We start from the raw sequence: 24156 nt of genomic DNA, 5'->3' as shown, positions 1-24156 counted from the left end.
GGCGCGGAGGCTCCGGGATTTGAACCCGGGATGGGGATTAACCCAAACCGCATTAGCAGTGCGGCGCCATAGACCGGACTAGGCGAAGCCTCCCAAGGGTCCGAGTCGCCTCGAAACCACCGAGGAGTGACAGTACCAGCGGCCGGACGGCGGTTCGCGAGGGGCCGACGGCCTGCGCCGACCACCGGTCCCCGCACGGTCGGCCCTTGCCCACCGGGGTGGGCAAGGGCCGACCGCCCCTGACGACACCTGCCAGCGCCGCCCTGCGTCAGGCCGCGACGGGCTGCCGGGCGGCCGCCGCCAGCGACGCACGACGGCCGGGCAGCAGCGTCACCAGGACGGCGACCGCCGCCCCCGCGCAGGCCAGCATCAGCGACCCGGGCACCCCGGCCGGCCTCTCGATGAGCGCGCCGCCCAGGGCCGCGCCGATCGCGGAGGCGCCGACCGTGATCGTCGACAGCCAGGTGAAGGCCTCGGTCGTGGCGTGCACCGGCGCCATGGAGCCGACCAGCGTGTTCTGCACGGTGAGCGTCGGCGCGATCGCCGTCCCGCCCAGGAACAGCAGCACGCCCAGCGCCCAGGGGCTGGAGATCCAGGCCAGCGGTGCCAGGCCGATCGTGACGCCGAGCAGCAGCAGGCGGTACTGCCGCGGAAGCGAGGCGCTCAGCACGCGCGCGCCGAACCACAACCCGCCGATCACCGAGCCCAGCGACCACACCGCCAGGAGCAGGCCCGAGAGCCCGGGCGAGCCGGTGGAGTCGGCGAACGCCGGGATGGCCACCTCGAGCGCGCCGAAGCCCAGCATCAGCGCGGCGCCGCTGAGCAGCAGCCGCGGCATCCCCGGGGTGAGCACCGTGGAGAACAGGCCCGCACGGGCGCCGACGACCGGCTCGTAGGCGCGGGTCGCCGCCGACATGGCGATGCCGAGGGCGCCGACGACGCCGAGCACCCCGGCGAGGGCCACGGCAGCGGCCGGCGACACGAACACGGCCAGCGCCGCCACCAGCGACGGGCCGGCGACGAAGACCAGCTCGGTGACGGTCGCGTCCAGCGCGTACGCCGTCGGGCGCACCCGGACGTCGACCCGCGACCACAGCGCCCGCACCGTGCCCGAGACCAGCGGCGTCGCCGTGCCGGCCAGTCCGGAGGCGGCGATCACGGCGGCGTCGGGCGCGCCGCCGAGGGCGACCGCGACCAGCAGCGCCAGCAGCAGCGGGTAGGCGACCGCCTGCGCGAAGAGGATGGGGCGCGGCCCGCGACGGTCGGCCAGGCGCCCGAGGACCGGGGCCATGACGGCCGACGCGACCCCCAAGGTGGCGGCCGCGAGCCCGGCGATGGCGTAGGAACCGGTCTGCTGCTGCACCATCAGCAGCAGCGCGAGCGGCACCATGGCGGACGGCAGGCGTCCGGCGAAGCCGGCAAGGAGCAGGACCGGGGCGGAGGGAAGCCGCCACACGGACAGGTACGCACGCACGACAGGACTCGTTTCAGACCGCAGGGAAGGGAATCCGTAGGTGGTCTAACGCAGTTGACCACCTACAGAGGCCTGACGCTATCACCCAGGAGTAGGGAGTCACATGGATTACGACACCTACGGGTCGACGGCGGTCGAGCTGGCCATCGAACTGGCCAACACCGACCGCACCGACCCGGAGTGGGCGCGCACCTTCCTGGCCTCCCACGACGACTGGTTCACCCCCGGGACGCCGCTGGAGCTCTCGCCCGGTGAGACGCACAAGGCCGGGGCCACCGCCGAGCTGGTCCGCGCCGTCGCGCTGGCGCAGACGCAGGACGACGTCCTCAATCGGCTCAACGAGCTGCTGACGCTGGCCCGGCCGCGCCCCTACGCCACCGACCACGACGGCGAGCTGCACCTGCACTACGCCCGCCCCGACGCCCCGGTGCTCGAGCAGCTGACGACCACGGTCGCGATGGGGCTGTCGCAGGTCGTCGCCCAGCAGGGGTGGCAAAGGCTCGGCGTCTGCTCGGCCGAGGGCTGCGACGACGTCTACGTGGACACCTCGCGCAACGCCAGCCGCCGGTACTGCTCCAACACCTGCGCGAGCCGCTCGACCGTCGCCGCCTACCGCGCCCGCCAGAAGGCCTGACCGCCCCCACGCGCCACGGGCTAGCGTCCGGGGGGGTGGGCGCCTCCTCCTGGCAGTTCGACCGACGGCTGCACGCGTTCGTCGGTCGCCTCCCCCTCACGCCGGCCGACCGCTGGCTGCGCCGGCTCTCCACGGCCGCCGATCACGGCCGGCTGTGGGCGGCTCTCGCCCTGCTCCTGAGTGCCCGACCGGGGCCGCTGCGGCGCGGGGCGGTCCGCGGCCTGGGCTCGATGGCCCTCTCCAGCCTGCTGGTCAACCTCGCGCTCAAGCGCCTGTTCGGCCGGGTCCGCCCGGACCTGGAGAACCTGCAGGCCGAGCGCCGGCTGCGCCGCGAGCCCGGCAGCCTGTCCTTCCCCAGCGGCCACTCCTCCTCGGCCGCCGCCTTCGTCACCGCGCTCGCCGTGGAGTGCCCGCCCGCCGGCGCCGCGCTGGCTCCCCCGTCGGCAGCGTCGTCGCGGTCGCCGGCCGGCACTGGTGGCCCACGGCACCGGCCGGCCGGCCGAGGACCGTCGGAGCGGGGACCGACGGACGCCGCACCGGGGCGCAGGAGGACGACCGCGACCACTGCCGCACCGGCCTCGCATCCCGTTCGCCTAGCGTGGTGCCGTGACGCGATGGTTGTTCGCCGGAGTCGTGGGCGTCGTGCTCACCGGCTTCACGTTCCTGCTCATCACCGGCAACTACACCAACGACGGGCCGGTGCTGGTCAAGCTGACCGGCGCTCACGGACTGCACGCCGGCGACCTGTTCGTGATCGGCGGGTGGCTCTGCGCCATGGCGGCGCTCGCGGCGCTCACCGCAGGCCCCCGGACGGCGGACGCGCCTGACGTCGGCCAACGGTGACGGAACGTAGCCGCACGAACCGATGGTGACGCCAGGGCGGAGTGGCTAGCTTCCGACGTCCCAGCAACCGCCCGATGGGGATGGCGCCATGACGCTGAGAGCCGCCACGAGCACGACCGTCCGCCTGGCCCGCAGGACGAGAGGCACCGACTCGCTCCACACCGTGGCCGCCGCCGCCTCGCGCATCCAGCACTGGGCGGCGACGGCGGAAGGGCGCCGCCGCACCGCGGAGGTGCTGCGGTCGATGGACCACCGGGTGTGGCGCGTGACCCAGCACGTCCGGCTGCCCGACGGCACCCACGCCGACCACCTCGCCGTCGGCCCGACCGGCTGCTACCTGCTGGCCAGCAGGGCGTGGCCGGGAGTGGTGACCGTCGACCACAAGGGCGCAACGATCACCCCGGACGGCCACCCCGGTGCCGCCTGGACCGCACGGGGTCAGCACCGCTCGTTCGCCCCCGCCGCGGCCGCCCTCGGCCGCTCCGTCGCCGCGCGGGGCGGCGGCATGCTGCCGCCGCCCCGCGCGGTCGTCGTGGTGTGGGCCAGGTTTCCGGACCGCCTCGCGCTCAGCGGCGGGATATCCTACGTGGCCGGGGAACTCCTCGCCGGGTGGCTGTCCGGCCGGACGGCTCCTCCCGACCAGCGGGTCCCCCGCCGGCTGCTGGACGCCGATCCGCTCCCGGCTCCCGCCTCCGCCTGACGTCACGTCCGCGGGAGGCGCCCGGCCGCGGCGTGCCGCCGGGTGCCCTGGTGCCGCTCGCTACGGTCGGCCGCAGGGATTGACCGCGCGATCTTGTGGGCAGTGCAGGCCTCGACGCACCCGTCGTACCGAGGAAATGAGGACATCATGCTGGTTCGCCGGATCGCCCGGCCCTTGCTCGCCGCCCCCTTCATCTACGGCGGCATCAGCACCCTGCGCAAGCCGCAGGACCGCGTGCCGGGTGCCCGTCCCATCGTCGAGAAGGTCGCCGAGACCGCCGACAAGCAGTTGCCCGTCGAGCTGCCCCGGGACGTGGAGCAGTACGTCAAGGCCAACGCCGCCCTCCAGGTCGGGGCGGGCGCGCTGTTCGCGCTCGGCCGGCTCCCGCGGCTGACGTCGCTGGCGCTCGCCGGGTCCACCGTGCCGACCACGCTGGCCGGTCACCGGTTCTGGGAGGAGGACGACCCGAAGGTCTCCTTCGAGAAGATCGCGCACTTCGTGAAGAACCTGGGGCTGATCGGCGGCCTGCTGCTGGCCACCGTCGACACCGAGGGCCGGCCGTCGGTGGGCTACCGGGCCCGCCGCGCGGCGAAGCGGGCGGCGGACAGCACGGAGAAGAGCTACGCGCAGGCGCAGAAGCGCGCTACCAAGGCGCAGAAGAGGGCCCAGAAGCGCGTGAAGAAGGCCAAGCGCTGAGCACACCGCTCGCTCCCGCGGCCGCGCTCCGGAGGATCGCCTTCCTCCTGGAGCGCGCCCGCGAGCCCAGCTACCGGGTGCAGGCCTTCCGCACGGCCGCCGCCGTGGTGGACGGGCTCGGCGACGACCAACTCGATCTCAAGATCCGCACGAACACCCTCAAGGACCTCAAGGGTGTCGGGCCGAAGACGGCCGCCGTCGTCGTCCAGGCGCACAAGGGCGAGGTGCCCGACTACCTGGCGACGCTCGAGGAGGCCTACGCCGAGCTGGTCCCGATGGCCGACGACGTCGCCGCGTTCCGGGCCGCCCTGCGCGGCGACCTGCACCTGCACTCCGACTGGTCCGACGGCGGCAGCCCGATCCGCGAGATGGCCGAGGCCGCGATCGCGCTCGGCCACGAGTACATGGCGCTCACCGACCACTCCCCCCGGCTCACCGTCGTCAACGGGCTGACCGCCGAGCGGCTGGAGCGGCAGCTCGACGTGGTGGCCGGGCTGAACGAGGAGCTCGCACCGTTCCGGATCCTGACCGGCATCGAGTGCGACATCACCGTCGACGGCAGCCTCGACCAGTCCGACGAGCTGCTCGGGCGCCTCGACGTGGTCGTCGCCAGCGTGCACTCCGAGCTGCGCGCGCCCGGCGGCCAGATGACCGCGCGGATGCTCACCGCCGTCGCCAACCCACACACCGACGTCCTGGGCCACTGCACCGGCCGGCTGGTCATCGGCCGCCGGCAGCGTGACGGCACCCAGAAGCCCCGGCCGGAGAGCCAGTTCGACGCCGAGGCCGTCTTCGGCGCCTGCGTCGAGTTCGGCACGGCCGTCGAGATCAACTCCCGGCCCGAGCGGCTGGACCCGCCCCGGCGGCTGCTCACCCTGGCCAGCGAGCTCGGCTGCGAGTTCGCCATCGACACCGACGCGCATGCGCCCGGCCAGCTGGACTGGCAGGTCAACGGCGTCGAGCGCGCGATCGAGTGCGGCGTACCGGTGGAGCGGGTGATCAACACCTGGCCGGCCGACCGGCTGCTGACCTGGCGAGACGGCGGGCGCCACACGTCGTGATCGACAGACCACCGCCGCGTGACCGGGACACCCCGCCACACGCCGGAGACGAGCCTCACTTCGTACCGCCGCAACCCTGGGTTGCGTCAACGGGAGTTGCCTTACGTAGGTTGGCAGCGACGGCGACAGGGCTCGATGTCATGTCGCCGGCTGCCGCGTCGACGGCGAGCACACCAGGACGACGATCAGAGAGGCAGTACATGGCAGAGGACACCCACGTGCGGCAGGCGATAGTGGGGCAGGTCACCGACCTGCTGATCGAGGAGGGCAAGGACGTCCCGACGCTGAGGGACGACACCGTCCTGCTGGAGAGCGGCCTCGACAGCCTGGGCTTCGCCGTGCTGGTGACCCGCCTCGAGGACTCCCTCGGTTACGACCCGTTCACCGAGATGACCGAACCGGTGTATCCGCAGACGCTCGGCGAATTCGTGGACATCTACGCCCGCCATGACCCCCGGGGCTGAGCCGCTGGAACCCGCCGTACTCGACGAGGAGCCGGGGGACGTGGCCGGTCAGGTCCGGTACCGGGACCTCGTCGGGGACGTCTTCGGGCTCCGCCGCTCGGTGCCCCCCGGAGGGGTGGTCGTGCTCCGGGCGCCGCGGGCGCGGACGGTGGCCGCAGCCGTCCTGGCCCTCGAAGGGTGGGCCGCCCGCGTCGACCTCCGGGGAGCCGACCTGGCCCCGGCCGAGGATCCGGACGCCGTCATCCTCGACGACTCGGTGACCGCTACCGCGCCCACCACCGACGCGCCCACCACCGACGCGCCCACCACCGACGCGCCGGCCACCGGCGACGGGGGCCCCCGCGGCCTCCCGACCCGGTGGGTGCTGCACACGTCCGGCACCACCGGCGAACCGAAAGCGGTCCAGCACACCCTGGCCTCCCTGACGCGGACCACGGTGCTGCCGGCGCCGATGGCCGGCAGGTCCGGCGCTCCCCGACGCTGGGGCCTGCTGTACGAGCCCACGCGCATGGCCGGGCTCCAGGTCCTCCTGCAGGCGGTGCTGGGCGGTGACGTGCTGGTCGATCCCCTGGCCCTCGACTCGCTGCCCGCCCGGCTGCGCCGGCTCAGCGCGCACGCCGTGGACTCGCTGTCGGCCACTCCGACGATCTGGCGGCAGATCCTGCAGAGCGGCGAGCAGACCAGTCTCCCGCTGCAGCAGGTCACCCTGGGCGGCGAGATCGCCGACCAGGGTCTGCTGGACGCGCTCGCCCAGGCGTTCCCCGGCGCCCGGGTCACCCACGTCTTCGCGTCCACGGAGACGGGCGCGGCCTTCTCCGTGCACGACGGCCGGGAAGGCTTCCCCCGGTCGTACCTCGAGGAGGCCCCGCGCGGCATCCGCCTGGAGGTCCGCGACGGCGTCCTGCACGTGCACGCCCCCGACGTCTCCGGCGGCGGACCCGACGGGTTCGTCAGCACCGGTGACCTCGTGGAGGTGACCGGTGACCGGGTCCGTTTCCTCGGCCGGGCCTCGGGCATGGTGAACGTGGCCGGCGCGATGGTCGCCCCCGAACAGGTGGAGGCTGCGCTGCGCGCCCATCCCGACGTCGTCGACGCGGTGGTCACCCCTCGCCGCAACCCCTTCAGCGGCTGGCTGCTGGTCGCGCAGGTGACCGCCGCACCCGGGGTCGACCGGGCCGACCTGCCGAAACGGCTGAGCCAGGACCTGGCAGCACGGCTTCCCGCGACGCACGTCCCCGCCGTGGTCCGTGTCGTCGACCGGATGGCCGTGACGTCCGCAGGAAAGGCAGGCCGGCGATGAGCGACGCCGTGGTGGTGACCGGGACCAGTGGCGGTCTGGGGCGCGCGATCGCGCTACGGCTGGTCAAGGACGGCTACACGGTCGTGGGGTTGTCCCGGCGCGAGGTGGACCCGTCCGAGATCGGCGGGTCCTACACGCACGTCCGGGCCGACCTGCAGGACATCGACGGCCTCCCGGCGGTCGCCAAGCAGGTGCTGGCGGTGCAGCCACGGCCCTACGGGCTGGTCAACAACGCCGCGAGCGGCCTCGACGGGCTGCTGCCGACGATGCACAACAGCCAGATCCGCAGCGTCATCGAGCTCGATCTGCTCTCCCCGATCCTGCTCACCAAGTACCTCTGCCGCCCGATGCTGTCGGCCGGGCGCGGGCGCATCGTCAACGTCTCCTCGATCGTCGGCCGGACGGGCTTCCGCGGCCTGTCCGTCTACGCGGCCGCCAAGGCCGGGCTGGAGGGCTTCACCCGCTCGCTGTCCCGCGACCTGGGGCCCCGCGGGGTGACCGTCAACGCCGTGGCGCCCGGCTTCCTGGAGACCGACATGACCTCCGTGCTCGGCTCCGACAACATGGAGCGCGTCCGCCGGCGCAGCCCGCTGGGCCGGTTCGCCACCACCGATGAGGTCGCGGCCGCCGTGGCGAACCTGCTCGCTCCCGAGGCGGCCGGGATCACCGGGAGCACCGTGACCGTCGATGCCGGATCCAGTGTCTGAGGAGAAGCCCGTGACCGACGAGACCGACACCGAGGCCGTGTCGCCCTGGGCGCTGATCCGCGAGGACTGGGTGACCCACAACCGGCGTCTCACCGCCCCGGGGCTGCATGCCCTGGTGGTGCACCGCCTGCAGGTCGCCGTCTCCGGGCGCTCCGGGGTGCCCGCCCGTCTCGCCGCTCTGCTGCTGCACGCGATCAACCTGCTGGTCGTACGCAACGTCTACGGCATCGAGGCCTACCCGACGACGGTGATCGGGCGGCGGGTGCTCATCGCCCACCACGTGGGCGTGATCCTCGGGCGGCACACCACCATCGGGGACGACTGCCTGATCCGCCAGCACGTCACTCTGGGACAGCTGGGCGGGTCGACGTTCGACCAGCCGACCCTCGGCAACGGCGTGGACATCGGCCCCGGCGCCACGATCGTGGGACGGATCACGATCGGCGACGGGGCCCGGATCGGCGCGCACGCGCTGGTGCTGCGGGACGTTCCGGCCGGAGCGACCGCGATGGTGCCCCCGGCGCGCCTCCTTCCCGCTGCCCCTCCGCGCCCCGCCGAATCGCCGGATCCGGACGCGGCGACAGGGGTCACCGCCGGGACGGCACCCGCTGCTGCACCGCAGTCGGCCGGCCCGACGCCGGAGCCGCCGGCGGTCGAGCCGCGGCCGGCCGGCGGCCGCCCCGCAGGCGGGTGACCAGCAGCAGGCCGTCGCATTCCCGGCCGGCCAGCGCCAGCTGATCCTGCGCCGCCGCGAGCTCGTCGGTGCTCAACCCGGCACGCCCACCGATCGCGAGGACGACGGCGCCCACCTCGCGCACCAGCGCGAAGGCGAGTGCGTCCGAGGTGATCGGGGCCGCGTGGACGAGCACCAGGTCGTAGTGCTCGACGAGCAGCCCGAGGTTGCGGCGGGTGACCTCGGCGGCACCCTGCCGGTGCAGGAACCCCTCACCCAGGACGGCGACGTCGACCCGCGCGCCGCCGCCCGGCGGCGGGCGCCCCGGCGCGACGAGGCGGCGGTGGTCGTCGTCAGGGAGCGGCTCGTCCAGCGACCGCGGCTCCGAGGCCCCGCTCACCCGCAGCAACGCACGCTCGGGGTCCGCGTCCACGACGACGACCCCACGGTTGCGCGCGGCCTCCTCGGCCAGTCCGAGCACCAGAGCGCCGGCTCCGGTCGCAGGGTCCAGCCCGGCCACCAGGACGGCACCGGGCCGCCCCGCCACCACGTAGTCCAGGGCGACCACCGGCAGGTCGAGCGGCGCGGCGCCGGGGCGGAAGCCGTGCCGGCGGGAGAAGGCCAGCGGGGCGGTGCCCAGCAGCGGCACGCCCGTCCCGTCGGCCACGGCGGCGGCCTCCTGCTCGACGGCGTCGTCCCGGCGGACCAGGGCGATCGCCATCGTGACCAGGCCCGCCAGGCACACGGCGAGCAGCGCGTCGCGGGCCGGCCGCGGCGAGGTCGGCGACGACGGCACGACCGCCTCCTCCACGACGGCCAGGCCGTCTCCGAAGACCGCGGCCCGTGTGCGGATGTCGGCAACGGTCTGCGGGTTGGCGGCCACGGCGTCGGCGGCCGCGTCGGCCGAGTCCTGCACCTGCTCCAGCACGAACGCCCGGTAGCCGTCGACCACGGCCATGGCCCGGGCGGCCGCCACGTCGGGAGCCGGTCCGGTCACGCGGACCTCGATGATGTCGGTGTCCGCCGGAGCGGCCACCGTCACCGCGTCGGCCAGCTGCTCCACCGAGATGCGGTCGTCCCCGTCCAGCTCCTGCAGGGCCAGCTCCAGCACGGGACGGGACTCGAGAACTGCCAGCTGGTTGGCCACGTAGCGGTCGGGTGCCCCGTTCAGCGGCCGGGCCAGCGGGTCGAACGGCTGCGTGGTGGCCAGCACCAGCCGGGCCTGTGCGGTGTACACCGGTGACAGCAGGGAGCTGATCAGATACCCTCCGAGCCCGGCCAGCACCATGGTCGCCGCGATCAGCCAACGGCTGCGCCACAGGGCGGACGCGACTACCGACCGGCGCCCGTTCGCGCGCCAGTCGTCCGTGGTGTCGAGCACATGGTCTCCCTCGGGCGAGTGGGGAACTATCTTGGCACACCCACCGGCGCAACTCGGGGCTACGAACCCGTACGTGTGACCCGCCGAGCGCAAGGAGAGACCTGGTGAGCAGCACGTCCGACGCGCCCCTGCCGTCCGGCGGATCCTCCGTCGCCCCTGCTGCCCGCGGGGCGGCCACGCACACCGACCCCGTGGCGACCGACGTCCCGTCCGGTGACGCGCGCTGGCGGGGACAGGGCCTGATGGTCCTGCTCGTACTGCTCCTGGTGCTCCAGCGGTTCGTCGTGCCGCTCGGTTCCACGCCGATCCCGCTGGTCCTGCCCGTGGCCTACGTGGGTGTGGCGCTGCTCCTCGTGGCCGGGCGCCTGGTGATCGACCGGCTCCGGCTGGAGTTGTTCGTTATCGCCCTCGGACTGTGCACCGCCGCGACCGTCCTCGCGGCGATGCGCGGAGCCACTCCTCTCTCCGTCACGTCGCTGGGGATGCTCTGCGCCGTCTACCTCGCCTGGGTGCTGCGCGCCGCGCCGGGCCACGGGGACGCACTGGTCCACGTCGGCCGGTGCTTCGTGCGGGCCATGCTGGTGCTGGCCGGGATCGGTGTCGCTCAGCTGACGTTGCAGTTCAGCGGCCTGTGGCAGTACCAGGACTACATCGGCGAGTTCGTCCCCCCGAACTTCATCGCGGGCACCTACAACACGAACGTCCCCCTGGTCTTCGGCTCGGCGATCCACAAGGCCAACGCGTTCGTATTCCTCGAGCCCTCCTACCTGTCCCAGTTCGCGGCGCTGGCGGCGATCGTGGCGGTGGTCCTCCGCGCACCGGCCTGGCAGATCGTCCTGCTGCTGTGCGGGGTCTTCTCGGCGGTCTCGGGCACCGGCATCCTGCTGCTGCTCGCCGGCGGGCTGCTCGTGCTGTTCCGCGCGTCCCACCTGGTCCGGCCGCGGCACATCGTGGCCCTCGGCGCGCTGACCGTCGGTGTCCTCCTCAGCCCGGTGGCGCCACTGCTGCTCTCCCGCGTCGACGAGCCGGGCCAGGTCGGCAGCAGCGGCTACCTGCGCTTCGTGCAGCCGTACCAGGAGGTCGCCCAGGGGCTGCAGGACGCTCCGCTGCGCTATCTGCTCGGCGCCGGCACCGGATCGGTGGAGCGGTTGCTCGCGTCCGGCGGGAGGGGGGAGGAATTGGGCCAGGCCGTTGTTTACACGATCGTGCCCAAGCTCCTGTTCGAGTACGGGCTCATCGCCGGCGGCGTGTTCGTCCTGTTCATCCTCGTGGCCGTGCTGGAGCGGGGCGCGTGGCGGATCGTGCCCGGCAGCCTCGTCGTCATGACGTTCCTGCTGTCCGGGGCCCTGCTCCAGCCGAACACGAGCTTCCTCGTCTGGATCCTGGCCGTGGTGTGGGCCGGACAGCGCCCCGCGCCCGGCCGGTCCGGGGCCGGGCTCCGCGACGCCGTCCGCAGGCGACCGCCCGCGGGCCTGGCCGGCGGCTCAGAGCCTGGCGCCGTCGACCAGCTCCACGGTCGCACCTGAGCCGGCCACGCGGGCCGGTTCGGCACTGATCTCGCCGGAGAAGTCCCAGATCGAGGCGAGCGCCCGCCCGTAACCGGGCGCGACCAGGATCCCCTCGAACTCCACGAGCTGCGGGGCCCCCCGCGGGCCGTCGTGCACGCTGATCGTGTGCTGGCCGCCCATGAGCAGGGTGTCGTTCACCCGCGCGAGCGGGATCGGGCCACCGTCGGGCTTGACCAGCATCGCCGACGTGTTGGCCCCGGCCATGTCGATGAAGGACCGCTCGACGATGCTGACGCCCGCGATCGTCTGGATCCCGTCCTGGTGGTGCCGCTCGGGATTGGGGCCGGCGACCTGGTGGATGTACACGTACTCCGCCGTCAGGCTCTCGCCGTAGGCGCGGATCCCGTCGTGGTGCCGGACGATCTCGGTGCGCGAGAAGGTCACGTCGGCGCCCCCGCGCACGTTCACGGCCCCCGTCAGGTCGACGGTGTTCTGCCCGTCGAGGACGGCGTCCTGCACCCGGACCTCTCCGCCGTCGATCCACAGGTCGGCTCCGACGAGGACGAAGTCCCGCAGCACGCAGTCGCAGTCCACGGTGATGCGCGAGGTGACGACGTGCCCGGCGAGACTGTCGGCGTCGGCCTGGCTGCGCACCTCGCGGCCCGGGACCTCGCCGGAGATCGGGACCGTCGGGCCGGTGTTCGCGTCGAACCAGGTGCGCAGGGCTGCGAGGTCCCCGTTGTCGAACGCCGTCCGCCAGGTCTGCTGGGCAGCCGGATCGAGGGCCCCCGGTGGCGTCTCGGCCGGCTGAGATGACGGCGCGGACTCGCGGGCGTCCGTCCCCGGCGTCGTCTCTTCGTCCCCACCGACGACCAGGGCCGTCACGACGGCGACCAGCCCCAGCAGGACGAGGACCAGCAGCACGATCACGTTCCGGCGCCGGGCACCCGTCCCTGCCGGCGGCTGGTGCGAGGGATCGGTGACGGCGTCGTCCTCCCGGACCTCGCCCTCGGGCACGACACCTGACGGGTGGGTCACCGGGAGTCTCCTGACCGGCGCGGGGTCGCGTGGGCGGTCGGGCACGGGGCCGGGCAGCAACAACGCACGTCGGACAGGGGCATCATGCGTTCCATGGTCCCAGGTCCGCGCCACTCGTGGAGATGATCAGCCTCCGGCCCCCCGGATGACGGAACTGACCGTCCGCAGAATGATCTTGAGGTCCAGCCAGAGCGACCAGTTCTCGATGTAGTAGTTGTCGAATCGCGCGCGGTCGGCGATGGAGGTGTCCCCGCGCAGTCCGTGCACCTGGGCCCAGCCGGTCAGCCCCGACGGCACCCGGTGCCGCGCCTCGTAGCTGGGGTAGGTGCTGCGGAACTGGTGGACGAAGTGTGGCCGCTCCGGTCGCGGTCCGACCAGGCTCATGTCGCCGCGCAGGATGTTGAACAGTTGGGGCAGCTCGTCCAGGGAGGACTTGCGCAGGAGCCGGCCGAACGTGCTCAGCCGATCGTCGTGGGCGATGTTCCAGTTGGTGGCCGACTCCCCCTCGTCCACCGGGCGCAGGGACCGGAACTTCAGCACCTGGAAGGTGCGCCCGTCCACACCGACCCGCTCCTGCCGGAAGATGATCCCTGGGCCACCGTCCAGGCGGACCGCGAGCGCCAGCAGCGCCATCAGCGGCGCCAGAAACAGCAGCGCACCACCGGAGAACAGCACGTCGATCAGCCGCTTCACCCGCCACGCGGGGCTCCGGTAGGGCGCCCGGCGCAACCGCACGAGGGGCATACCCCAGGCGGTGTCCATGTCGCCGTCCACCTGGTGCAGCTCGTAGAGGCGGGGGACGACGAACAGCTCGCACTCGTGCCGGTCACAGGTGCGGATGAGGCCCACCATCTGGGCTTCCTTCACCGAGGAGAAGGCCACGACGACGTTGCGGATCTTCCCCTGCAGCAACAGCGTGGACAGCGACTCCGGACCGCCGAGCACGGGCAGGCCCGACGTCGACTCGCGCAGCCACGGGTCGGCGTCCAGGAAGCCGACCGGGTGCAATCCGAACTCCGGGTGCGCGGTCAAGATGTCCGCGACCTGGTTGCCCACCTGCCCGGCGCCGAGGATCAGCGTCCGGTGGGTCACCAAGCGCTCGGAGCGCAGCCGGCGGACGACGGCGTACCCGAGGGCGCGCACCAGCACCGCGCCGACACCGATGGCGACGGCACCCCACATGAACCGCCAGTGGATGATGTAGTTCTGCCAGATCGCATTCGACCACACGATCTGGCCCAGGACGGCGACCGCGACGGCGGCCAGCCACCGACCGGCGATCACCGGGAGGTCGTCGAGGACCGACAGCGACAGCCGGGAGCGGTAGAGGCCGGCGAGCCAGAACAGCGCCAGCAGGACGACGCCGAACGCGGCCGTCTTCTTGAGCGGGACGTCGGCGCCGATGCCGCGTCCGACGAGGTCGACGAGCACGATGCCCAGCACGACGGCGAGGCCGTCCAGGAAGACGAGCATCGGCGCGACACCGAACTGGCTGATCCGGTTCCACAGGGTGAGGTGTGGACTGTCGATCTGCGGCGGACGGACAGGATCGAGGCCCTCTTCGGCGAGCGCGAGGTTCGTCGTAGCGGCGTCGCTCATCGACTCGCCCTCCTTCCCCTGTGCGTGGTTGTCACCTAGGCGGCAATGCACCGGTGACGGAACGCATTCCGTCACCGGCGGTGACCATAGTGGACCTTTCCGTTCCGGCGGGGGTTGCGCGCCCGGGCGCTAGGTTGCGCTGGGTAGGCGGGGAACTGCAGCGGGGCGCCGGGTGCCAACCGTTCCGGCTTGGTCACTCAGCGTCAACTTCGTGCGGCGCCTTGCCAGGACTCTTGCGTGCGCCCCGCCAGGCGTACGCCCAGACGACGCACGCCCCCACGACCTGTGCGACCGCCAGCCCCCAGGCGGCACCCTCGATCCCCAGCCACAGGGCGCCGACCACCCCGCAACCGAGCAGCAGCGGCGCCTGCACCAGGGTGACCCGCAGCAGCGAGTCGGCACGCCCGAGGGCGAGGAGGGCGACCGAGGCGCCCAACGAGACCGCCATCAGGCAGGTCACGGCGCCGACCGCCGGCAGCACCTCGCGGGCGGCCGCCCACGAGCGGCCCAGGAGCTCCTGACCGGCCTCTTCCGGGAGGAGCAGCAGCGTGGCGACGACGACGCCCGCCGCCGTGGTGGCGAGCGCGCTCATGACGACGGCCGGCCGGCGGAGGGCTCCGGGCCCCTGCGCCGCCAAGCGGCGGGCCAGCAGCGGGAGCATGAAGGCCGTCGTGGCGCTGAACAGCACCTGCATCGGGCCGAGCAGCGTCTGCGCGAACCGCAGCCCTCCGGTCGCCGCGAAGCCCAGCAGCGCCACGAGGAGGGAGGTGGTCAGGGCGACCGCCCCCATGTTGATCACGTATCCGGCGCCGAGCCGCAGGTTCAGCCCCAGGTGGCCGCGCAACCAGCCGAAACTGCCTCGCGGCCCGGCCGGACGCCCGAACTGGACCATCCCGAGGAGCGCCCCCACCCACGCGCCGGTCGCCCAGGCCGCGAGGTACCAGCCCAGCTGCTGGGTGCCCGAGGCGATGCAGACGCCGATGGCGCCGGCCAGCGTGACCACCCGCAGGGCGTCGTTGGCGGCCGCCTTGTGCGGCTGCGCGGCGGCGAACGCCGCGCTGCGCCACGCGTCCTGCAGCAGCTGGCCGGGGAGTACGGCGAGCAGCAGGATCAGCGCCAGACCCAGCTGGTCGCCCAGCACCAGCCCCACCGCCAGGGAGACCACCCCGACGAGCATGCCCAGGTTCGCGCTGGTGGCCGCCGCCTGCGCCGTGGCCCGGGCTCGGGCCACGGCGTCGACGGCGCTGAAGCGGATCAGCAGCGGATCGGTCCCGACCGCCTTCGCCAGTCCCTGGCTGAGCTGGAAGATCACGAAGACGTAGGTGAAGATCCCGCCCACCCGCGGATCGACCGCGCGGGCGACCGCGATCGTGAGTCCGAACGTGGCCAGGCTCGCCAGCCCCTGGTCCAGCAGCGTCCAGGCGGCCACCCGGCCGTTGCGCGGCTTCGGCGGCAGGCGTACGGCGGGATCGGACGGCGGCGGGACGCTCGTGGCCGCGGCGGGAGGGGCCGAGCTCACCGCTGCACCTCGCCTCGGATCGCCGGCGGGGCTGGACAGTCAACCACCCCGGACCCCGTCCGGGGTGACAGCGGGGCGGGTGGCGACCGCGGGGGCTGACGGCGACCGCACCGGCTCCCGGAGCGGCTGCGCCGGACCCGGGGCGCTGCGGCGGCCCCGACGCTGCGGGCTGGTGAGCAGGGCGGCGTCCGGGTGCCGGCCGGTCGCCTCGACCCGCTCGCGCACCGCGGTCAGCTGCTCGACGTCGCCGTTCTCCGCGACCACCACGACGACTGCCCCGGCGTGGCGCAGCATGGCCAGCGCGGTCGGGCTCTCGGTGACCGGACCGACCTGGACCAGGACGAGGTCGAACGCCGCGACGAACTTGCCCAGCGCGTGCCGGACGGTGTCCTCGTCCGCCAGACCGATGTCCACGGCACCACCGAGGACGGCGAGCTGGATGCGCTCGCTCGCGCCGGGGACCTCGAGGGGGCCGGTGAGGGAGTCGCCATCCTCTGCTCCGGCCGCCGAGTCCAGCGCCGGCGGAGGCGAGGTGATGCCCAGCTGCAGGGACAGCGGCCGGGCACCCGGGACGCCGTCCACAAGGAGCACGCGGCGCCCCTGCGCCGCGGCTGCGGCGGCGAGCCCGGCGACGGCCGATGCCGCGCCGTCCCCCGGTCCGGTCCCCGCGACGAGGACCGGACCTCCCGAACGGCCGACCACGAAGTCCAGCGCGACGAGGGCGAGTGCGTGGTCCGCGGGATCCTGAACACCTCGGTCGGACCGTCCAGGCCGGGGGACGGGAACCGTGCCGAGCACCGGTGCGCCGACCACCTCGGCCACCGACGCGCCGTCCTGCGCGCGGCCCGGACGTCGCACCAGGGAGAGCAGTGCCCCCAGCACGGCGGCGGCGGCGGCCAGGAGCAACGCGTCCCGCCACGGACGGGGTGCGGCGGGCTCGCCCGGCGGGACCGCAGGCTCCACGACCGCCACCCCGTCGCCGTACACGGCCTGGGACGTGCGGATTTGGTCGCGGACGAGCGGATCGGCGGTCGCCGCGAAGGCGGCGTCGGCCGCAGCCGCCACCCGTTCGGTCACGTGCTCCTGGTACGCCTCGATCACGGCGTTCGCCCGGGCCGCGGCCACCTGGCGGTCGGGGCCGGTGACCCGGACGACGATCACGTCGCCCTCGCCGGCCGCGGAGGCCTCGACGGCCATGGCCAGTTCGCCGGTCGTCGTGCCCTCCAGCCCGGCGGCCGCGGCATCGAGAACGGGTTCGGCGGTCATGATCGAGACCTGCGTGGCCACGTAGCGGGACGAGTCGACGAAGTTGGACGCGCCCACCGGGGCGAAGTCCCGGTTCGCGGACAGCACGACCTGCCCGGTCGCGACGAACTCCTCGGGCTGACCCTGGCTGACCGCGTATCCCCCGGCTCCGGCAGCGAGGGCGGCGGCAACCACGACCCAGCGCGCCCGCCACACCGAGGCCCATGCCGTGGATCGCCGGGACGTCCGCCCGGCTTGTGGGGTGGAACCGCTCATGCTGTCTCCTCGGGCGCCGGACACCGTGCCATCCATGTACTCACAGGATGCCGTGGCGGGAACAGCCGTTCGCCGGCGGCGGCGCCGGACCTGGGATTCCCGCCACCGACCGTCGACAGGCCGGTCCCACGGTAGGGCGGGAGCGGGTGGCCCCGGGAGGCGCCGCCCCGGGTCCAGCCGACCGGGTGACAGGGAGGCGGTCACCCGACCGGCCGGGACCGACCGCCCGTGACGGATGAGGCCGGTGTGACGAATGAGCCTACTGATGACTCTCCGTGACTTCCCCGTTGCCGTATGGCTGTTTATTCTCGACATGTCGACACCGCGCAACTGTCTGATCACACAAAGCTGACAGATCGCGCGACTTCCCATGTCGGCCGCCTCCTCCGCGGCCGATCCGCACTTCTCTGCAAAGGCACCACGTGACTTCCTCCCGCATCCGGGCCTTCATCGGCTTCTGCGCCACGACCTTGATGGCCTCGTCCGTGGCCATGCTGGCCTCCCCCGACGCGGCGGCCGGGACCGATGCATCGGTCGCCCCTGCCACGCACCAGGGACTCGCGGCCCCCGGCCGCGACAGCGGTCGTACGCCGCTCGACGCCACGCGGGCTGCGCCCCTCGAGGAGGATCCGGAGCCTCGCCATTCGTCCTGGCGAGGCGGCACCCCGACCACCCCGGAGCCGGCTCCCGCACCGGCTCCGGAGGTTCCCTCCTCAGCCGCTCCGAGCTCCGCCGCGACCGCGCCGAGCGCCTCCGGCGCCGCACCGCGCTCGCCGCAGGCCGAGGAGACCGCTGCCGCGAAGCCCCCCGTGGCCGCTGCCCCGGAGCAGGCACCGGCTCCCAGCGCGCCCGCCGGCAACCCGGACGCCTCCTGGACGCAGGCGTGGTCGACCGCGGACGCGACGAACATCCGGTCGTGGTTCGAGGCCAACACCGGGCCCACGCGCCCGGTCAGCGGAACCGTTCCCGGGGGCACCATCCGCAGCCAGGCGGACGCCGACCGGCTCACCGGCCGGATCGTCACGAGCGGGTTGAGCGTCGCCTGCACCTGCACGCTGCAGGACTTCGTGCTGCAGAACTCCGAGCTGCGGATCACTGGCGGGCAGGTCACCGTCCGGAACGCCATGATCGACGGCAAGGGCAACACCTCGCTCGTCGGGGTGTTCACCGCCCTCGGCTCGGCCGACGTCACCGTCTCGCGTGTGGAGATCACCGGGCACAACGACGGGATCCGCGCCTACGCCTCGTCGGTCGCGGGCGAGTACGTCTACATCCACGGGCGGGCGACGGCCAACCCGCGCAACCACCACCAGGACGGCATCCAGACCATCGGCGGCGCCACGTCGTTCGACCGCTCCTACGTGGACATGACAGGCGCGAACACGTCGGCGACGCTGATCAAGCCGGACGCCTCCCCCATCCCGAAGGCATCGGTGAACCGCTCCGTGATGATCGGCGGGGCCTTCACCTTCCACGTGCACGACGGCCCCAAGGGCGCTCCGCGCAACGTGGACCTGCGGGACAACCTGACGGCGCCCGGCTACGGCCGCGGGATCATGTCGACGTGGGAGCTGAGCAACCCCGCCGCGTCGATGATCACGTGCTCGATCCGCCTGTCCGGGACCAGCCGGATGATCCCCTTGGTCGACGGCGCCAGGATCTGACCCGGGTCCGTCCGCTCAACCGGCCGGTCGGCGGTGGACGGCGATGACGCCGTCGCACCGCCGGCCGGCCAGCGCCAGTCCGCGGCGGAGCGCGTCGACCTCGGTGGTTCCCCCGCCGGCCGGAGCCGCCACCACCACGACGCCGGCGGTCTCCGGTAGCAGCCGGAGCGCGCCGGCGTCGCGACCGGCCGGACCGGCGCAGACGAGCACCACGTCGTGCTCGGTGCCGAGCTCGGCCAGGGAGGTTCCGGCCTCCAGGGCGATCCGGGCGACGGATGCGGCGCCGTCGGGGGCGTCGACCGGCTCCGGGTAGGAGCAGCCGGGCACAACGTCCACGACGGCGACCCGCCGCGGCGCGAGGCCCCGGGCCAGGCCGTCCACGACCGCCGCAGACGCGGCCGGCCTCCCCAGGCCCATGATCATCACGGGGCCGGGACGGGCGTCCAGGAACTCCACCAGGGCGACCACAGCCAGCGCGACGTCCTGCGGGGACGGCGCCGCGTACCGCCCGCGCCGCTCCGGCAGCGTGACGTCCGCGAGGATCGGCGCGCCGAGCGCCCCGGCCGCGTCATCGGTTCCGCGGCGCCGCGGACCGCGGGCCACCGCCACCCCGGCGCCGACCAGCAGGCCGACGGAACCGAGCGCCGCAGCGTCCCGGAGCGGCCTGGGTGACGTCGGCGCATCGGGCACGACGGCGGCCTCCACCAGCTCCACGCCGTCGCCATAGACGCCGGCGAGGGCACGGATGTCCGCGACGGCGGCGGTGTTCCCCGCCACGGCCCGTGCGGTGACGTCGGCGGTCCGCTCCACCTGCTCGAGGCTGAACTCCCGGTAGGCCTGCGCCATCGCGTCGGCCCGGGCGGCGGCGGTCCCCGCGGTCGGTCCCGTGGTGGTGATGGTGACGACGTCGCGATCCTCGTCCGGGGTCGCCGTCGCCGCCTGCACGAGGTCGCCGATCCCGGTGCCGTCGTCGAGGAGGTCCACCGCGCGCTCCAACACCGGGCCGGACACGACGAGGGCGCTGCGCGTGGCGGTGAAGCGCTCGGGATCGGGGCGGGAGCCGCCGAGGGGGGTGAAGGCCTGGTCGACGGCGAGGACCATCCGGACCTGAGCGGTCCAGGTCTCCCCCAGCAGCGCCCCGGCCTGCGAGCCGAGCAACGCGCCGGCCACGGTCGTGGCCGCGACGATCCAGCGGCCGCGCCACAGCGCCGCGGCAGCTGCCGGCCACCGCGCGTCCGGGGGCACCTCCGCCCAGGTCGTGCCCACCGCTGCCCTCCTCGTGTCCGTCCGACCTGGGCCATCGTGGCACGCAGCGGGATGCGGGCGTGCCTGCTGCGGCACCGGGTGCCCCCGGCGGGTATCGGAAGCGCACGAACGGGTGAGGGGCCTGCCGAACGGTCCGCAGGACGGCGGCCGGTGGGGCTCCGCCGGGTACGTTGCCCGGGGCTGCACAGCCGCAGCCGATGCCGGCCGCAGCTCGAGCGCGACGTCGAAAGGGGACTGCTGACCGATGGGCACCGCATCACTGACGGCGCTCGACGTGGAACTCGTGATCGTGGCGTACCGGAGCCGCCCACAGGTCGAGGGCCTGCTGGCCGGGCTTCCCGCAGACGTGCGGGTCGTCGTCGTGGACAACTCCGACGGCTCCGACGGGCTGGCGGAGTTCATCGCCGCCCGGCCCGGCAGCCGCTACCTCTCCGGCGGAGGGGTCGGGTTCGCCCGGGCGGCCAACCTCGGGGCCCGGACCTCCGAGGCGGAGTTCCTCGCCTTCGTGAACCCGGACGTGCGCCCCACGGACGTCGCTCTCGCCGCGCTGGTGGCCGACGTCGCCGGTTCCCGGGAGCTGGCCGCCAGCGCCGCCACCCGCGTGGACGGCGCCGGCCGGCCGCAGATGAACGGCGGGTGGGAGTTCTCCGTGCGCCGCGCCCTCGTGCACGCGACCGGCGCGCACAAGCGGCTGCTCCCGATGTCCGGCATGTACGCCACCCCGCAGGTGGGCGTGCCCCTCCACGTCGACTGGGTGAGCGGTGGCTGCATGGCCGTCCGGCGGCAGACGTTCCTAGACCTGGGCTGCTTCGACGAGACCTTCTACGTCTACTGCGAGGACGTGGCCTACGGGCGCGCGGCGCGCGAGCACGGTCTGTCCGTGCGCCTGCGGACCGACGTGACCATCACCGGCGACAGCGGTGGATCGGGCGCCCCGTCGTTGGAGATGGCCCGCCTGCGCGGGGCGTCCCTGACCCGGTACGTGCGCAAGCACCACTCCCCCCTGCGGGCGGGCGCCATCAGCGGCGCCGTCGCGCTGGGCTACGCCGTCCGCACGGCTCAGCAGCTGGTCCGGCGGAACCGCTCGCTGGCCGCGCAGTACTGGGCCTACACCGTCGGCGCGGTCACCGCACGGGCCACCGTGGCCGGCCGGGTGGTGACCCGATGACCGGGCCCACCCCGGGCCGGGTGCGCTGCGGCGCCGTCGTCCTCACGATGGGCGGCCGGCCGGTCGAGCTGAAGGCCGCACTGGACTCCCTGCTGCGCCAGCGCGACGTCGACATGGACGTGGTCGTCGTGGGCAACGGCTGGGAGCCGGTCGACCTCCCGCCCGGTGTCGCCGGCGTGGGGCTGCCCGAGAACGTCGGCATCCCCGCGGGGCGCAATGCCGGGGTGGGGCACGTGTCGGGCGAGCTGCTGCTCTTCCTGGACGACGACGAGCTGATCCCGGACGACGGCTTCGTCGCCGAGGCGACCCGTCGGTTCCGGGACGACCCGCGGCTCGGGATGATCCAGCCCCGCATCGACGTGCTGGGCGAGGGCGAGCCGCCGCGTCGGTGGGTGCCTCGCTCCCGCGTCGGGGACCGCACCCGCTCCAGCCGGGCCTTCTACGTGATGGAGGGGGCGCTCGTCCTGCGCCGGGACGTCTTCGACGCCGCCGGCGGCTGGGCGGACCCGTTCTGGTACGCGCACGAGGGCACCGAGCTGGCCTGGCGGGTCTGGGACACCGGGCACACCGTGCACTACGCCGGCGACATGGTCGCCCAGCACCCGCTGACCGCCGTCACCCGTCACGCCAACTCCTTCCGGATGAACGGGCGCAACCGGGTGCTGCTCGCCCGGCGCAACCTCCCGCTCCCGTTCGGGGTCGCCTACGTGCTGTCCTGGGCAGGGCTGCAACTGGTGCGCTCCGTGCGGGACCCAGCGACGCTGCTCCCCTACTTGCAGGGCATGCGGGAGGGGCTGACGATGTCCACCTCCCGCCGCCGGCTGCGGTGGCGGACCATCGCCCGGATGACCCGGTACGGGCGCCCGCCGGTCTGGTAAACCTGCCCGCGGCCGTCGTCCCCCGGACGGCGGCCGCGGGACGGGTCAGCGGCGGGACAGCGCGGCGGCAGCCCGGCGGCCGGCCTGCCGCCAGAAACCGATGCCCCAGCCGAGGTGCATCGCCAGGAACGCAGGCACGACGAACCGGCGCGCACCCGGCTCCAGCCCCGGCGCCGTGGTGGCGTAGCCGGCCGCGAGAGCCACCGCGTACGGGGAGATGACGACGGCGGCCCTGCCCGGACGTCCACTCACGAGGGCGGCCAGGGCGACGGCGACCTGCAGGACCAGCGCGGGGGCGGCGAGGTGGCGCGGCTTGAGCGACTCCGGGTGCTTGATCGCGACGTTGACCTTGCCACCGCCGTAGCGGTGGTACTGCTTGGCGAAGTCGCTGATCGACTGCCGGCTCTCCCAGTCGATGCGCAGGGCCGGGTCGAACAGGATGGTGTGGCCGGCCTCGCGCACGCGGTGGTCGAACTCGAAGTCCTGGTTGACCCGCAGCTGCTCGTCCCACCCGCCGAGTGCACGGGCGACGGCGACCGGATAGGCGCCGAAGGGCACGTGCTCCACCTCCGCGACCGTCGTCCCGTGGTGGTAGGTGGAGCCGCCGACGCCGAACCGCGAGGCCATGACGGCCGCGATGGCCTTGCCCGCCGGGGTGCGGCCCACGCCGTCCTTCCGGCCGCCGACGCCGCCGTAGCGGCCGGTCATCAGGTGCTCGGCGGCGCGGCGCACGTAGTCCGGCGGCACCGCGGCGTGCGCGTCGATGCGCACCAACCACTCGCCCTTGGCCTCGGCGAGCGCCAGGTTGAGCCCCACGGGGATGACCCGCTGCGGGTTGGGCAGCAGCTCCACCCTCGGGTCGCGCGCGGTGTAGGAGGCCACGATCGCGGCGGTGTCGTCGTCGGAGTCCCCGTCCACGACGATCACCTGCAGGTTGGTCCAGTCCTGGGCGAGGACAGAGTCCAGGCACGGTCCGATCGCGGCCTGCTCGTTCCGCGCCGGGATCACCACGGTGACCAGCGGCTCCCCCTGTCCCTGCGCACTGTCCTCGACCGCCGCCGGGGTGCTGTTCACCTGTACGAGTCCTCCTCCGTCGCTCCACGGCCCTCGCCGCGCTCCGCCGACTGTGCATGACCGGATCGCAGGCGGTCAATCGGCGTGACCCCTCCGTGTGGCTCCGCCTCCTGACCTGCACCACTGCGGGGACGGGACGACTTGTGCGGGCCCGCCCGCTCCACCATGCTCACCGCCGAGCGGTGCCGCGCACCACCCGGCACCCCAGCTCTGCCCGTCCGACAGGAGCGTCCGTGGCGCAGCGACCGCCCACCCGGCCGAGACGACGGCACGCGGCTTCGGCCGGTCCATGGCGTGACGTGCTGCTCGGGCTCGGCATCGCGCTGATCGTCCTCTCGGTCGCGACCCTCGGGATCCCCACCACGTTGATGGTCCTGGGCGTCGGCGGGCTCGTTCTCGCCGCGGGGATCGTGGCCGTCCTGGTGGCCGCCCGGCGGCCGGTCGACCACCGGCCGGTCATCGCCCAGCTGGCGTTCGCCGGTCTCGTGCTCGCCGGTGTGGGCTGGACGACCCAGGCGGCGGTCGACGACGGCAAGCGGGTGACCCCGCAGCTGGCCTCGGACGGCGACTCGGCGCGGCCCTCGCGCGCCGACGCCTCCGCCCCGCTCACCTCGTCCACCTCGCAGCAGCCGGCACCGGCGGCGCCGGTGGACGACGCGGCGCAGCCCGTCGACCAGGGTGCACCCCTGCCCGCGGGGTCCGACCCGACGCAGGACCGGCTCGGCGACCAGGAGGGCGTCGGGAGGTCCACCAGGTCCGCGGACGCCGCCACCAGGTCCGCGGACGCCGCCACCGGGCCCGCAGCGGGGAGCCCGACCGCCACCGCCGCCGGTCAGAGCGGCGGTCCGGGACCGATCGTCGGGCCCGTCCCGACGATCGCCGACCCGACGCCGACGGTGCTCCCGCCGGTCGACCCGACGCCGACGGTGCCGCCCGCCGACCCGACGCCGACCGAGCCGCCCGCCGACCCGACGCCGACCGAGCCGCC

At 74.0% G+C, this 24156-nt stretch carries 22 protein-coding genes, 1 tRNA gene and 1 pseudogene; 15 read left to right on the top strand and 9 right to left on the bottom strand.

Annotated elements, in window-relative coordinates; translation table 11 throughout:
- Nucleotides 1-4: 4 nt before the first annotated feature.
- A tRNA-Ser gene (locus BM142_RS02580) sits at nucleotides 5-93 on the bottom strand.
- Nucleotides 94-268: 175 nt separating this feature from the next.
- Nucleotides 269-1474, bottom strand: a complete 1206-nt coding sequence (locus BM142_RS02575) for an MFS transporter (RefSeq protein ID WP_092195239.1) — start codon at nucleotides 1472-1474, stop codon at nucleotides 269-271.
- Nucleotides 1475-1577: 103 nt separating this feature from the next.
- On the opposite strand from BM142_RS02575, the gene BM142_RS02570 reads away from it, so the two are divergent.
- The 10 genes and pseudogenes from BM142_RS02570 to BM142_RS02530 all read left to right on the top strand — a co-directional run bounded on the left by BM142_RS02570 (nucleotide 1578) and on the right by BM142_RS02530 (nucleotide 8573).
- Complete coding sequence (locus tag BM142_RS02570; RefSeq protein ID WP_092195238.1) at nucleotides 1578-2108, top strand: CGNR zinc finger domain-containing protein; 531 nt, start codon at nucleotides 1578-1580, stop codon at nucleotides 2106-2108.
- Between the two features lie 230 nt (nucleotides 2109-2338).
- Nucleotides 2339-2509 (top strand): annotated as a pseudogene (locus BM142_RS25585) (phosphatase PAP2 family protein); the annotation flags it as partial.
- 205 nt (nucleotides 2510-2714) lie between these two features.
- Complete coding sequence (locus BM142_RS25015) at nucleotides 2715-2951, top strand: hypothetical protein (RefSeq protein ID WP_254790483.1); 237 nt, start codon at nucleotides 2715-2717, stop codon at nucleotides 2949-2951.
- An 88-nt stretch (nucleotides 2952-3039) separates the two neighbouring features.
- Nucleotides 3040-3651: a nuclease-related domain-containing protein gene (locus tag BM142_RS02560; protein WP_092195236.1), complete on the top strand. Its 612-nt coding sequence runs from the start codon at nucleotides 3040-3042 to the stop codon at nucleotides 3649-3651.
- A 147-nt stretch (nucleotides 3652-3798) separates the two neighbouring features.
- Entirely contained in the window at nucleotides 3799-4347 is a 549-nt protein-coding gene (locus BM142_RS02555; RefSeq protein ID WP_092195235.1) for a DoxX family protein, read from the top strand.
- Complete coding sequence (locus BM142_RS02550) at nucleotides 4344-5408, top strand: PHP domain-containing protein (protein ID WP_092195234.1); 1065 nt, start codon at nucleotides 4344-4346, stop codon at nucleotides 5406-5408. The genes BM142_RS02555 and BM142_RS02550 overlap by 4 nt, the downstream gene beginning before the upstream one ends.
- 200 nt (nucleotides 5409-5608) lie before the next feature.
- Nucleotides 5609-5872 carry an acyl carrier protein gene (locus tag BM142_RS02545; RefSeq protein WP_092195233.1) on the top strand — a complete coding sequence of 88 codons (264 nt, stop codon included), beginning with the start codon at nucleotides 5609-5611 and terminating at the stop codon, nucleotides 5870-5872.
- Complete coding sequence (locus tag BM142_RS02540; protein WP_092195232.1) at nucleotides 5856-7172, top strand: AMP-binding protein; 1317 nt, start codon at nucleotides 5856-5858, stop codon at nucleotides 7170-7172. Before BM142_RS02545 ends, BM142_RS02540 begins: the two co-directional genes overlap by 17 nt.
- Complete coding sequence (locus tag BM142_RS02535) at nucleotides 7169-7879, top strand: SDR family NAD(P)-dependent oxidoreductase (RefSeq protein WP_092195231.1); 711 nt, start codon at nucleotides 7169-7171, stop codon at nucleotides 7877-7879. Before BM142_RS02540 ends, BM142_RS02535 begins: the two co-directional genes overlap by 4 nt.
- Before the next feature lie 10 nt (nucleotides 7880-7889).
- Entirely contained in the window at nucleotides 7890-8573 is a 684-nt protein-coding gene (locus BM142_RS02530) for a serine O-acetyltransferase (RefSeq protein WP_175527066.1), read from the top strand.
- Here BM142_RS02530 and BM142_RS02525 read toward each other — a convergent pair.
- Nucleotides 8467-9933 carry a YveK family protein gene (locus tag BM142_RS02525; protein WP_092195229.1) on the bottom strand — a complete coding sequence of 489 codons (1467 nt, stop codon included), beginning with the start codon at nucleotides 9931-9933 and terminating at the stop codon, nucleotides 8467-8469. The genes BM142_RS02530 and BM142_RS02525 overlap by 107 nt on opposite strands.
- Before the next feature lie 104 nt (nucleotides 9934-10037).
- Here BM142_RS02525 and BM142_RS02520 point away from each other — a divergent pair, with 104 nt between their 5' ends.
- The gene (locus tag BM142_RS02520) at nucleotides 10038-11459 is read left to right on the top strand and encodes a hypothetical protein (protein ID WP_092195228.1); all 1422 of its coding nucleotides are present in this window, start codon (nucleotides 10038-10040) and stop codon (nucleotides 11457-11459) included.
- On the opposite strand, the gene BM142_RS02515 is transcribed toward BM142_RS02520, so the two are convergent.
- The 4 genes from BM142_RS02515 to BM142_RS02500 form a co-directional block, all read right to left on the bottom strand.
- Complete coding sequence (locus tag BM142_RS02515) at nucleotides 11418-12479, bottom strand: hypothetical protein (RefSeq protein ID WP_139228744.1); 1062 nt, start codon at nucleotides 12477-12479, stop codon at nucleotides 11418-11420. The genes BM142_RS02520 and BM142_RS02515 overlap by 42 nt on opposite strands.
- Before the next feature lie 126 nt (nucleotides 12480-12605).
- Nucleotides 12606-14078 carry an exopolysaccharide biosynthesis polyprenyl glycosylphosphotransferase gene (locus tag BM142_RS02510; protein ID WP_092195226.1) on the bottom strand — a complete coding sequence of 491 codons (1473 nt, stop codon included), beginning with the start codon at nucleotides 14076-14078 and terminating at the stop codon, nucleotides 12606-12608.
- Between the two features lie 193 nt (nucleotides 14079-14271).
- Nucleotides 14272-15597, bottom strand: coding sequence for an MATE family efflux transporter (locus BM142_RS02505; protein WP_092195225.1), 1326 nt, complete (start codon nucleotides 15595-15597; stop codon nucleotides 14272-14274).
- A 39-nt stretch (nucleotides 15598-15636) separates the two neighbouring features.
- Nucleotides 15637-17118: a hypothetical protein gene (locus BM142_RS02500; protein WP_139228743.1), complete on the bottom strand. Its 1482-nt coding sequence runs from the start codon at nucleotides 17116-17118 to the stop codon at nucleotides 15637-15639.
- 809 nt (nucleotides 17119-17927) lie between these two features.
- Between BM142_RS02500 and BM142_RS02495 the strand changes: the two genes are divergently transcribed.
- Complete coding sequence (locus BM142_RS02495) at nucleotides 17928-18782, top strand: hypothetical protein (protein WP_139228742.1); 855 nt, start codon at nucleotides 17928-17930, stop codon at nucleotides 18780-18782.
- Nucleotides 18783-18797: 15 nt separating this feature from the next.
- On the opposite strand, the gene BM142_RS02490 is transcribed toward BM142_RS02495, so the two are convergent.
- Nucleotides 18798-20048, bottom strand: a complete 1251-nt coding sequence (locus BM142_RS02490; protein WP_092195222.1) for a YveK family protein — start codon at nucleotides 20046-20048, stop codon at nucleotides 18798-18800.
- 244 nt (nucleotides 20049-20292) lie between these two features.
- Here BM142_RS02490 and BM142_RS02485 point away from each other — a divergent pair, with 244 nt between their 5' ends.
- Together BM142_RS02485 and BM142_RS02480 are read left to right on the top strand one after the other, a co-directional pair.
- Nucleotides 20293-21216, top strand: a complete 924-nt coding sequence (locus BM142_RS02485; protein WP_092195221.1) for a glycosyltransferase family 2 protein — start codon at nucleotides 20293-20295, stop codon at nucleotides 21214-21216.
- The gene (locus BM142_RS02480; RefSeq protein WP_092195220.1) at nucleotides 21213-22094 is read left to right on the top strand and encodes a glycosyltransferase family 2 protein; all 882 of its coding nucleotides are present in this window, start codon (nucleotides 21213-21215) and stop codon (nucleotides 22092-22094) included. Before BM142_RS02485 ends, BM142_RS02480 begins: the two co-directional genes overlap by 4 nt.
- A gap of 45 nt (nucleotides 22095-22139) precedes the next feature.
- On the opposite strand, the gene BM142_RS02475 is transcribed toward BM142_RS02480, so the two are convergent.
- Nucleotides 22140-23168, bottom strand: coding sequence for a glycosyltransferase family 2 protein (locus BM142_RS02475; RefSeq protein WP_175527065.1), 1029 nt, complete (start codon nucleotides 23166-23168; stop codon nucleotides 22140-22142).
- A gap of 299 nt (nucleotides 23169-23467) precedes the next feature.
- Between BM142_RS02475 and BM142_RS02470 the strand changes: the two genes are divergently transcribed.
- Nucleotides 23468-24156: DUF308 domain-containing protein (locus tag BM142_RS02470; protein ID WP_470277493.1), on the top strand; the 689-nt coding region annotated here is incomplete at its 3' end.

It is taken from the genome of Blastococcus tunisiensis, assembly GCF_900112815.1.
Classification (GTDB): Bacteria; Actinomycetota; Actinomycetes; order Mycobacteriales; family Geodermatophilaceae; genus Blastococcus_B; species Blastococcus_B tunisiensis.
The sequence above is the reverse complement of the archived record's forward strand: the minus strand, read 5'-3'. Positions and strand labels throughout refer to the sequence as shown.

Bases quoted from the DNA above. Each gene is read 5' to 3' on its own strand.
- BM142_RS02560 (WP_092195236.1), top strand. From the start codon at position 3,040: ATGACGCTGAGAGCCGCCACGAGCACGACCGTCCGCCTGGCCCGCAGG.
- BM142_RS02510 (WP_092195226.1), bottom strand. From the start codon at position 14,078: ATGAGCGACGCCGCTACGACGAACCTCGCGCTCGCCGAAGAGGGCCTC.
- BM142_RS02540 (WP_092195232.1), top strand. From the start codon at position 5,856: ATGACCCCCGGGGCTGAGCCGCTGGAACCCGCCGTACTCGACGAGGAG.
- BM142_RS02485 (WP_092195221.1), top strand. From the start codon at position 20,293: ATGGGCACCGCATCACTGACGGCGCTCGACGTGGAACTCGTGATCGTG.
- BM142_RS02480 (WP_092195220.1), top strand. From the start codon at position 21,213: ATGACCGGGCCCACCCCGGGCCGGGTGCGCTGCGGCGCCGTCGTCCTC.
- BM142_RS02535 (WP_092195231.1), top strand. From the start codon at position 7,169: ATGAGCGACGCCGTGGTGGTGACCGGGACCAGTGGCGGTCTGGGGCGC.
- BM142_RS02545 (WP_092195233.1), top strand. From the start codon at position 5,609: ATGGCAGAGGACACCCACGTGCGGCAGGCGATAGTGGGGCAGGTCACC.
- BM142_RS02500 (WP_139228743.1), bottom strand. From the start codon at position 17,118: ATGAGCGGTTCCACCCCACAAGCCGGGCGGACGTCCCGGCGATCCACG.
- BM142_RS02555 (WP_092195235.1), top strand. From the start codon at position 3,799: ATGCTGGTTCGCCGGATCGCCCGGCCCTTGCTCGCCGCCCCCTTCATC.
- BM142_RS02570 (WP_092195238.1), top strand. From the start codon at position 1,578: ATGGATTACGACACCTACGGGTCGACGGCGGTCGAGCTGGCCATCGAA.